The sequence below is a fragment of the uncultured Deefgea sp. genome, from assembly GCF_947072475.1.
Taxonomy (GTDB): domain Bacteria; phylum Pseudomonadota; class Gammaproteobacteria; order Burkholderiales; family Chitinibacteraceae; genus Deefgea.
In genome coordinates, this window is sequence record NZ_CAMTIA010000077.1 from 1 (window position 1) to 11,030 (window position 11,030).

The 11,030-nt window shown below is 49.0% G+C and carries 8 protein-coding genes; 4 read left to right on the plus strand and 4 right to left on the minus strand.

The features are described 5' to 3' along the window. Window positions 1-29: 29 nt before the first annotated feature. Both Q0V82_RS15440 and Q0V82_RS15445 read left to right on the plus strand, forming a co-directional pair. Window positions 30-593, plus strand: a complete 564-nt coding sequence (locus Q0V82_RS15440; protein WP_297577162.1) for an Hpt domain-containing protein — start codon at window positions 30-32, stop codon at window positions 591-593. Next, a complete protein-coding gene (locus Q0V82_RS15445) occupies window positions 590-1,732 on the plus strand; it encodes an HD domain-containing phosphohydrolase (RefSeq protein ID WP_297577164.1) in 1,143 nt (380 codons plus the stop codon). The genes Q0V82_RS15440 and Q0V82_RS15445 overlap by 4 nt, the downstream gene beginning before the upstream one ends. 98 nt (window positions 1,733-1,830) lie before the next feature. On the opposite strand, the gene Q0V82_RS15450 is transcribed toward Q0V82_RS15445, so the two are convergent. Continuing rightward, window positions 1,831-3,477, minus strand: coding sequence for a chitinase (locus tag Q0V82_RS15450; protein ID WP_297577166.1), 1,647 nt, complete (start codon window positions 3,475-3,477; stop codon window positions 1,831-1,833). 232 nt (window positions 3,478-3,709) lie between these two features. Between Q0V82_RS15450 and metF the strand changes: the two genes are divergently transcribed. After that, complete coding sequence (gene metF, locus Q0V82_RS15455) at window positions 3,710-4,546, plus strand: methylenetetrahydrofolate reductase [NAD(P)H] (RefSeq protein WP_297577168.1); 837 nt, start codon at window positions 3,710-3,712, stop codon at window positions 4,544-4,546. 103 nt (window positions 4,547-4,649) lie between these two features. On the opposite strand, the gene Q0V82_RS15460 is transcribed toward metF, so the two are convergent. The 3 genes from Q0V82_RS15460 to Q0V82_RS15470 form a co-directional block, all read right to left on the minus strand. Then, entirely contained in the window at window positions 4,650-5,120 is a 471-nt protein-coding gene (locus Q0V82_RS15460; RefSeq protein WP_297577170.1) for a glycine zipper 2TM domain-containing protein, read from the minus strand. A 100-nt stretch (window positions 5,121-5,220) separates the two neighbouring features. Beyond that, window positions 5,221-5,805: a 2OG-Fe(II) oxygenase gene (locus tag Q0V82_RS15465; protein WP_297577172.1), complete on the minus strand. Its 585-nt coding sequence runs from the start codon at window positions 5,803-5,805 to the stop codon at window positions 5,221-5,223. After that, the gene (locus Q0V82_RS15470; protein ID WP_297577174.1) at window positions 5,802-7,841 is read right to left on the minus strand and encodes a site-specific recombinase; all 2,040 of its coding nucleotides are present in this window, start codon (window positions 7,839-7,841) and stop codon (window positions 5,802-5,804) included. Before Q0V82_RS15470 ends, Q0V82_RS15465 begins: the two co-directional genes overlap by 4 nt. Window positions 7,842-8,142: 301 nt before the next feature. Between Q0V82_RS15470 and Q0V82_RS15475 the strand changes: the two genes are divergently transcribed. Continuing rightward, complete coding sequence (locus tag Q0V82_RS15475; RefSeq protein WP_297577175.1) at window positions 8,143-10,956, plus strand: pitrilysin family protein; 2,814 nt, start codon at window positions 8,143-8,145, stop codon at window positions 10,954-10,956. The last annotated feature ends 74 nt before the right edge of the window (window positions 10,957-11,030 follow it).

Sequence of the window (11,030 nt, forward strand, 5' to 3'; positions counted from 1 at the left end):
AGTCACTGAATTGACGAACCTACCTAGCGTTGCACTTACTATTTGAACCTGTGGGCGATAAAAAACTCTATACTCAGCTATTTAAACAGTTTTTACATGAATATAAAAATGGCAGTGCCATTTTAGCCAAATTACTCAAAGAAGACTTAACCGCAGCGGGCATTTTTATTCACTCGATGAAGGGCGTAGCAGGTACTTTAGGGATGCATCAAATCACTGAGGCCGCGATTGCTTTAGAAGCAAACTTAAAACAAGATCCTCAGTCTATCGCCAAAAATTCAGCCGCATTTTATGTCGCGCTCGATGCAATGCTGGACGTTATTTCTGCCGCATATTCAGAGCCGGTGGTGAATCAGACCAATACATTATCAAATTCAGCTGAGGCTGAATTATTGATCGCGCAACTTTTTGAATTGCTAGAGGATTGCGATGGTGAGGCGGTCGAGATTTATTATAAATTACGTGATGATTTGGAGCCGATTGTTGATGTGAGTTTATTAGATCGATTGGGCTGTGCGATTGCGAATGATTTTGATTTTTTAGCGGCCACACGGTGGTTAAAAGAAATTCAATTGGCGAGGGGTTTGTCATGAATGAAGGACTGCTCGCTGATCGACGGATTATTTTATTAGTTGATGATACCCCGAATAATTTAACTGTACTCAATGCGATTTTGAAAGATCAGTATAAAGTGAGAATCGCCAATAATGGCGAACAAGCGCTACGTTTGGCTGAGCGTTTACCCTTGCCAGATCTGATTTTGCTCGATGTGATGATGCCGGGTATGGATGGGTTTGAAGTTTGCCGAAATTTAAAAAACAATACGCTCACCACCGATATTCCCGTTATTTTTTTAACCGCCAAAACTCAAGAAATTGATGAAATCAATGGTTTTAATGTTGGGGCTGCCGATTATTTACATAAACCTTTAAGTCCGGCGATTGTTTTAATTCGAGTTAGAAATATTTTATTGATGCAAGATTTAAAAAATTCAATCCGCGAGCATAATTTATTATTAGAAGATAGGGTAGCTCAGCGAACTCAAGAGCTATATAAAATGCAAGATGCCATTATTATGGCGATGGGGGTGATGGCTGAATTGCGGGATGAAGAAACCGGTTTGCATTTAAAACGCACGCAAGAATATGTGCGATTATTGGCCAATACCGTCATGAATTATCCGCGCTTTATTGATGAGCTCGATAGTACGAGTATTGAATGGATGGTGAAATCAGCGCCTTTGCATGACATTGGCAAAGTCGGGATTCCGGATGCGATTTTGCATAAACCGGCGCGATTAACACCAGAAGAATTTACCATTATGAAAAATCACCCTGCGTATGGGCGAAATATTATTTTGGAAGTGGAAAGAATGCTGGGTGGCGAGAGTTTATTTTTGCGCTATGCTCGTGAAATTGCCTATGGTCATCAAGAAAAATGGGATGGCTCAGGTTATCCACTTGGCGCAAAAGGCGATGAAATTCCGGTGAGCGCCCGATTAATGGCCATTGCCGATGTGTATGATGCTTTGCGCAGTCGTCGGGTGTATAAACCCCCGTTTTCTCATGAAATGGCGATGAATATTATTATTGAAGGCCGTGGTAAACATTTTGATCCTGATTTAGTCGATGCGTTTCAAGTTTGTGCCGATCGATTTGCACAAATCGCCGAAGAATATGCCGATCCAAATGATGAAGACATTAACGATATGGCTTGCTCGGCGAATCATTAATGCGCCAGTAAATGCTCAATGAATCTGCGATTATTTGATAATAATTCATCACAAAAAAGCGGCCTCATGATGAGGCCGCTTTAGTTTATGGCGACACTTTATTTTTTAAAGTAAGCGCTATGGCTTTTGGCAAATTGGTAGGCTTGTTTGCTATCCCAATTGATTGACCAAGTCATAATGCCGCGTAAATCGGGCTGCGCTTTCTGTGGTTTGTAAGTGCCACAATTTTGCAATTTCATCAAACAATCCAATGCTTTTTGCGTTTCGGCAATCGAGAGGTAACCGCCACCCGCCGCACTGGTCGTTGCTGGTAAACCAAAACCAACTTGGTCAGCGCGTAATGCTGGGAAGGGTTTATTCACGTCGCCACCCAAATTAAAGCCAGTGAGCAACATATCGGTCATCGCCACTTGGAAATCCATCGTGCCTTGTGAGTATTGACGGCCGTCCGTGCCACCAATGCTGCCGGTGTTGTAATGCTGTACGTGTAGCATGTTCAGATCATCACGTAGGCCGTGGATGATCGGCAAGTAGCCGCCCCATGTGCCGCCGTAAAAGCCATGGCCACCTTGAACGTAATTCACCTCTGGTGCCATCGTCAGGATAAATTTGTCACCAAAGCGGGCTTTGATGGCTTTTACGCCGGCGATCACATTCACAATTTGTGGCGTTACGGGTTTGCGGTAGTCGTCTTGGGCGGTAATCGTTAGATTGTTTTCCATATCCAGATCGAGACCATCAAAACCATATTTGGCAATGATGTCGCCCAGTGTTTTGATGAACCGTTCACGCGCTTCGAGTGAGTCGATCACAATCACTCCATTGGCTCCGCCTAGGGACACCAATACTTTCACGCCTTGCGATTGCTTGAGTTTAATGTCGGCGATAAATTCAGCTTCGTTAAACAATTTATCCAGAACAAAAGCAGCAGTGCCTTTGGCTGCGCTTTGATCGCCTTCAACAAAAGAGACATTGATGATGTTGTATTCGGCCGGCACGTCTTTTAAGCGCATTACGCCAGAGCCATTGTCAAAATTGTGCCAGTAACCCACTACCACGTGTTTAGGCAGCAAGTCAGTACTTGGTGTGGTGCTTGGGGTTGGGCTCGCTGTTGGTGTGGTTGATGGTGTCGCAGTGGGCGTAGCTGTTGGCGTGGTCGTAGGGGTAACAGTCGGCGTCGCTGATGGTGTTGTGCTTGGTGTCGCTGTTGGTGTTGGGCTTGCTGTTGTCGTAGGGGATGCAGTTGGTGTACCTGAAATTAATTTCCACGGCCCCCATTGGTCGCTCCCTGGCACATTGCCTTGGGTCCACCATTTGGCTTCATAAATGGCCGTGCCGACGCTCACGCGTGCGCCGCCGTTATACACTTTGCTCGCATCCCAAGCGGCAACGCCAGTGCTCGGTGGTGGGGTGGTGGCGGGAGAATTACTTGGCACTGGACTATTTGTTGGCACAGCAGTTGGGCTGGTCGTTGGATTAGCGCTTGGGCTGGCAGTCGGTCCGGTCGATGGTGCAGGGCTGGCGCTGTTACCGATTTCTTTCCATAGTGTCGGCGTTGCCGCTGGATTCCAGCCGGCACCAACATAAGCAGTGTGCGTCACCAAAGCGCTATAGGTTTTTCCGTTGTAATCCACGACGGCATTAGTTGAATACGTTGTCCCTTCTTGCCATGTTGCGGCCTGAACGCCAGCGGCCAATAGCAATGCGCCGAGCAGACTGGCTAAGCGAATTTTATTTCGTATCATGATCGTCTCTTCCTGTTTGTGTATTGGTATGAATGACCAAGCCTGAGTCGAATGCTCAAGTTCACAGGGATATTAAGCGCTTTTCTTACAGATATAAACGTATGGCTGAATAGTGTTGCGGCTTTATAGTCAATGATAAAAAGTTTAATCTGACTATGAATTACCTTCATGATGAGGGCGGCAACTCAGTGATAAGATTCATGCTTTGCGATTGTAAAAAAGCAGCTTTGCCATGACGAATCCTTTGCGCCCGATTAGTTTTGAGTTCTTCCCGCCGAAAACCGACGAAGGTGCGGCTAAATTGGCCACGACTCGTCGGCAATTGGCGCAATTTAATCCCGAATTTTTCTCAGTGACCTTCGGTGCTGGCGGCACGACGCAAGCAGGCACGCTGCGCGCCGTGGTCGACATTCAAGCCGCCGGCCACGCCGCCGCGCCGCATTTATCGTGCATTGGCTCGACTAAAGACAATATTCGTGAAGTGGTTCAGCAATACAAAAATCACGGCATTAAACATATCGTCGCTTTGCGCGGCGATATTCCATCGGGCATGGGTGAATTTGGTGAGTTTCGTTATGCCAATGAATTGGTGAGTTTTTTGCGCAGCGAATTTGGTGATTGGTTCCACATCGAAGTCGCAGCTTACCCCGAGTTTCATCCACAATCGCCCAATGCCGAAGCCGATTTGCGTAATTTTATTAATAAAGTCAATGCCGGGGCTGATTCAGCGATTACGCAGTATTTCTTTAATGCTGACGCATATTTTCGATTTGTTGACGAGGTTCAAGCGCGTGGCGTGCATATCCCGATTGTGCCGGGGATTATGCCGATTCAAAATTACAGTCAATTACAGCGCTTTTCGGATATGTGTGGGGCGGAGATTCCGCGTTGGTTACGCCTGCGTTTGCAGGCTTACTCAGATGACACTGCGTCGATTCGCGCTTTTGGTTTGGACTTTGTGACCGAGCTATCGGACCGCCTCTTGGCGGGTGGTGCACCGGGCTTGCATTTTTACACGCTCAACGCCGCAGGTGCGGTGTCGACAGTGTGTCAGCGTTTGGGCTATTAATTGGTAACGAACGACGTCTGATTCGGTATTGCGCATCGGACGTTCCCCTTGCTAGGGTTGGTTGACGTTTGGTTGGCGAGCGAAAACCAAACGTCAATAGATCCTAGGGCTGGGCAGGCACCACTCGGGCGTTGTTGGCGTTGGCAATCACATCCACCTTTTGGCCCACGCGCAATGCTTGGTCGCCGTCTTGCACAATCACTAGTCGCTCGCCATTGTCGTGCATGCGCACGGTAATTTCTTTGGCCATTTTGCTGCGCATATTGTCTTCGAGCTGATTGCCGACAAAACCACCTAATAAAGCGCCAAACACGCTGCTAATCACGCTGCCTGTGCCTTGGCCGATGTGATTGCCCGCTAATACGCCACCGACCACGCCGCCAGCCACACCTCCGATGCCCAACTGCTTGCCCGGTTTAACTTCAACATCACGAATTTGCTCGATTTGACCACTGCGCGCGCGCGCCACTTGCATGGTCTCATTTTGCGTATAGATTTTGGCCGAATCATTGCTGGCGCAACCCGTGAGTAAGGCGGCGCTGAGCAAGCCTATTTTAATCCAATGCGTATTCATCTATGGCTCCTTGGGCTGCGCTGAGGGTGCTCAACGCGTGACTGCGTAAAAAAACCATACCGATTTTACTCGGCATGGTTGGTTTTGGCTGTGGTGAGGTTCACGGACGGCGGCGGTACCAGCCGGTGAGTGAGCGCCGTTCTCGTCTAGCGGGCAATACCTCGTGCTCAAATCGATTGGATAAAAACACCACCAAAGTGCCACCATACGGCGTGACATCCAGAGTTTGCTCGTCGTCTAAATAAATCCGCAATTGGCCGCCATCGTCCTCGTGCCAATTTTGGTTGAGGTATTGCACCACGGTGACCACGCGGCTGTCTTGATGCCGATGCTGGTCAAGATGGCGCTGGTAAAAACTACCCGCTGGGTAGCAAGCAAAATGCCATTCCAATTCGTCCAGCCCCAAATACAGCTCGCGATTGAGGGTTTGCTGTAAATCGCGCATTCTTTGATTGGCTTGCAGCATCGCCGGATCATCGTTTTCGACCCAAAGTACCGCGTCGCCACGAATATCTTGCCGTACTTGTTGGGCTGCAGCGCGGCCCACGCCAGCGGCGACAAAGTCGCTTTCTCTGCTGCTAAATAATTCATTTAACTGCGCTAAATGGTTGGCGTCTAAAAAATTGGGCACAACCAAATAGCCCGGGCCAGTTAAGGCGGCCACGATGTCTAGATCGACACTCATTTTGCTTTCTCCTCGGTGCTGGCTGTTTTTGCCGCGTCGGTCACCAGTTTTGTACTTTCGCTGGCTGATTTGGGCGCAATAAATAAATCAATCGGTCGGCTCATCGCCCGACGCCAGAATTTGCCCCATAACGGTTTGAGCTCGCTCATGCGGCGTTTACGTGAGCGCATCGCCACCCACAGCGCCAAGGTAAAGCTGACAAATAAATTGGTGATACCAATCACCGCCACCCCCATCGCACCCCAAGCCACAATCGGCCAAGCTAGCGTAAAGTTATACGCCGATACCGCATAAGCGAGGTTGGCCGCAGAGAAGGTAATGTGACGTATATCGAGCGGCAGCCCGAGTAGAAAGCCCAGCGTGGCCATACTGCCCAGCATAATCCCGAAATAAAAATTACCCGCCAGCGCGCCCAGATTGTGCTCGATGTATTGGCCAAGGCGGCGGCTGCGATATTCGCCCAAGATTTTATTCAGTAGCGGCATCGCGGCAATTCGTTGTGGGATTTGGTTGTACAGCGATTTATTGTCGTAATAACCCGAAATCAAACCGGCCAAGAATAAGCAGCAACCAGCAATCGCCGCATAAAAAATCCCCAGACCCGCAATTGGCATCAGCTCTTGCAGCATTTTGTCAGCCTTGGTGGTGTCGACCACATGCTGACCAAATTCATACCACCACAGCCAAGCAATCCCCAGCGCCACCGGAATGGCGAGTAAAACGTTACCAATAATGGCAATAAATTGAGTACGGATCACTTTAATAATCAGCTCGATCAGCTCGGTATACGCTTCATTTTTTTTGTTTTCTATCGTTGGCAACGCCGCCGCAATCCGAGCTGCGGTCATCGCTGGCTGCTTGGTGGCCACGGTAAAGTGCAGGATATGAATCAGCATAAAGCCCAGCGCGTAATTCATGCTAAAAGCAAACGCTTCGAGCAAAGGCGGTAAATGCGCTTTGGCAAACAAGATTTTAATCAAGGCCATACAGCCAATAATGGCCCCGGCACCAGCCGCCGAGCGAAACATTTGCAGCCACTCGCTACGGGTTTCACTGATGTAATGCTCGCCAGTATGGCTGGCATGCTCGGTGATTTGCAGCGCGAGTAATTCGGTGTTTTCTTGCAATACATCGCGAACGCTGTATTTGCGGTTTTCAGCTTTCACCAGCTCAAGAAACAAGCCGAGTAAGGCTGGGCCGTGTTTTGCTGGTGCCATCGAATCGACCAAATCAAACAGCACTTTTAAGCGATCAATATGCTGCTTGAGGCGCAGCAAATGGTAGGTCAGACTCACCGACGCGCCATTTTTGGCTGCCATTTTCCACACTTTGGCGATGATTTGCTCGCATTGCTGTAGCAAAACCAAAATATGCGAATGATCTTCATCGGGAGGGCGGCGCGCCGTGAGGTCTTCGCGATAGCGCTCGATATAGCTTAAAACCTCGGCATTTAAGCGCACAAATGGCGACTCAAACCGCTCAACATCGGGATGGTGCAAAACGATTTCTGGCTCTAAACCAATCGCCGACAGTCGGCACGACAACACTTGAATCGCTTCGAGCTGCTGCAAGCGAATATGCGTTGGAATCTCGGCTAAGCTCAGTTCTTCTAAATGCGCGGCGGCACCGACTTCAAACCAAACTTCGGTGGGTATCTCGTTGAGCCACACATAATCATTGGTGTTGGGGAACAATACCCCAAATAAATCTTTCAGATATTCAGGCTTCACCGGTGGCGGCAATAGCTTGGAGCCTACACGGCGCACAATCGCGGTAAAGACGCTCTCATTGGATAAAATACCGGTATCGGTATACAGCTGAACTTGGCGCGTGCTGCCCAGTAGCGTAAACAACTGCTTACGCAGCGCTGCCCGATATTCAGGATGTTGCTCCAGCAAATAACACAGCGCGCGCGCGTTATTAATCGCCGTAACGCCATCAATCACCTTGCCCGGGCGCAGGGCGTCAATGAGTTCTTTCAGGCTCGTTAGTGGATCGCTTTTGGCGTCCATCATTCGAATCAGGGTTTGTTCCATGTCTGATTTTCCATCGTGAAGTTGGGGGCTAACGCACCGCAGTTCATTGGGTTGAACTGCACGATGAGGCGTTCGGTTGGCGCTTACTGTGTGCCACCGCCCGTGTAAAACGTTTGATTGTACCTTGTTTTTTTCAAGGCTCTAAATGGACGCATTAATTGCGGAAGGCTTGGCTGGGCTGATGATTGCTGGATTTTTCACGCCGCCGCGATGCGATGTTCAACTTAAAACTGACATAAGTTCAACTGTAATAAAGGACCAACAGGGGTATAGTACGACAGCATAATTTCTTGAGGCTGTCATGAAAAAAACAAATCTACTCTTTTTAGCCCTGCTTAGCATGGCATCGTTGGCTAGCGCCGTCGAAAAACTACCGCCGATTCCGCATCTACACCCTAGTGTCATCCAAGGGCAATTGCCCAATGGCCTGCGCTATTTAATCAAACCGATTGCGCCACAAGCCGGGCAAGCCAGCGAAGTTGAGCTGCGTTTGCTGGTTAATAGCGGCTCGCTCAGTGAAGCCAAAGACGAGCGCGGCATAGCGCATTTGATCGAGCATATGGCGTTTCGGCAAACTAAAAACTTTGGCAAAGATGAAATCAAAGCGCTGTATTCCAGCAATGGGATGCGCATGGGCAATGACAGTAATGCATTTACTGGCTTCGAAAATACCACGTATTTTTTCAAACTCAAGCGTGAGTCTTTAGATCGTGGCCTGTTGCTGATGGCGGATTGGGCCAATGGCAAAATTGTATTTGACCCCGAAGAGCTAAAAACCGAGCGACAAGTGGTGCTCGATGAAATTAATTTACGCAAAGGCGATTCAAGCGCTTGGCAGCAGTTTTATTCGGTGCTGATTCCGGATGCGCCACACCTTGAAAATATGCCGATCGGTTTTGAGGAAAATGTACGCGATTTGTCGCCTGAACGCATTGAAGCCTTGTACCGCAAGTTGTATCAGCCGCAAAAAATGACCTTGGTGCTCGCTGGCGATGTACCAAAAAATATCGAGCAAACCATCAAAACGCTATTTGCTAAAGCGCCGATGGGCGATCAAGCCAGCCAATATCCGGCCTTGCCACTCACGCCCAAAGTGCGTAGCTACCGTGGCAATCCTCCTCCTTGGCCGCAGAATGCATTTGCCTTATCGTGGAATTTCATTCAGCAACCAGCTACAGATGCTGCACAAGTGCAGTTGCAAAGTATTGCGATGCAAGCCATGCAGCAGCGCTTGCAAAAAATGGCGACGCAAGAAAATCAACACTTTTCTTCCGTGGAATGGGTCGATTGGAGTGGTAGCTTTGTCAGTCGTGAACGCTATCTGACTTTGTATGCTGTTTTAAATGCTGAAGCGTTGGGTGATGGATTAACGCAGTTGTATCGCGAAGTGCGCCGTGCGCGAGAGACAGGCTTTAGCGATGCTGAAGTGGCCGATGCCATCGCTAGCTTTGCTTTGGTGGTGAAAAATATACCGGTGTCGAATGAGATATGGGCAGGCTCATTATTAGGCTCTGCCAAACTAGGCATTCCTGCATTTTATGCTGCCGATCAAAAAGCCATTTTTGATCCCGCAACGATAACACCGCAGGCGGTGAATGCCGCATGGCAAAGCGTCGTCACGACGCCCGATCAAATCGCAATGATCTTGCGCCCCAAAGATTCGAGCAGTAGGAAGGACGGCGATACTTGGCACGATGAAAAACTAGCCGCGATGATGGCCGCTGTCGATGCTGAGACATTGCCGGCGCAAGTGGCTCAAGCCGATAAGCCGTTGATGAGCCAGCAGCCAGCGCGTGGGCAAATTGTTCAGGCTCAGACTGAGCATGGAGTAACGGTGTGGACGCTGAGTAATGGTGCGCAGGTGTTGGTTCGTAAGCAGCGCCAAGCGGATGAGCGCATCGGCGTGAATGGTCGATTTGCCGGTGGTGCTTTGGCTTTGCCTAAAGAATGGCGTTTTGTTGCTCAAATTTTGCCGAACTATATGACGCAAGCAGGGGTGGGGGATTTAAATACCGCGCAATTGATGCAAGCGATTCGCAATGAAGAATTGCAATTGCAACCGATGTTTGAAACCGCTCGGCATGGTTTTGGTGGTAGCGCAGCAACGCGCTCTTTTGAACCCTTGATGCAGCTGATTTATCTCAGCCTTGCTCAGCCGCGAAGTGATAACACCGCCAGAGAAAAAGCAATCACGCAAGCGTATCAAAGCTATTGGCCTAATGGCCCGGGGTTTAACCAAAATCTATTTGGTGCAGCATGGCCGTATCGTGCTTGGGGTAGTGTGAGTGATTTTGCGATTAGTACCGAAAAACTCGATCAATTACGCGAGCAGTTGTTCGGCAATCCAGCGCAATTGCGGATGGTGTTAACCGGCGTTGCCGATTTGGCGCAGGCCAAAGATTTGGTTGAGCGTTATATCGCCAGCATTCCGCCAGCCAAGCCCGATGCCATGCCTTTGTTACCAAGTAAGATTGAAGCCAAGCAACACGCTTTATCGAATACGGTACTGAGCGAGCGTTTAAAAGAATCACTCAAAACGTTCTCGTTTCATAATCAGGCGTATACCGTCTGGAGCGTTGCGCTAGATGGCGTAGCGGCCAATACCCAAAATGCATTTTTGCAAGAAGGCTTAAACGATGTGATTAAACAACGCTTGTGGACCTCATTGCGCGAGCAGGCTGGTGATTCTTATACCGTAAATGCTTGGGGTGAAATGTCGCAATACTTTGGCCCAACACTGGGTTTGGAGTACAGCGTATCGCGTGAAAAATGCGGTGAGGCTTTAGTGCTGGCCGCGCAGGAATTGCGAAAACTCAGTCAAAACTCGGTGACCGATGCCGAGCTGAAAGCGATGCATGAATTCATGCAAAAAGGTCTTGATAACGGACCTAAATATCCTTACTGGTATGCGTATTCGCAAATGTTCCACTGGGTTTATAACCATGATTTGAGCTGGGTGAATCCAAAACCAGAGCAGATTTTGACCCGTGCCAACGTTGATGCTGCAGCCAAAAGCTGGTTTGTTCCAGAAAAATGGATTGTGGCTGCTGATGCCTGCAAGACCTTGCCCGATCTAACGGTGCTTGATCAAACGGTGACTGCGGCAAGTTATTAATCAGCCGCCAAGAACTGTAGGTGCGATGGGCGCCGCGTTATCGTAAGCATGAAATGCTGCAGGGGTACGCGGCG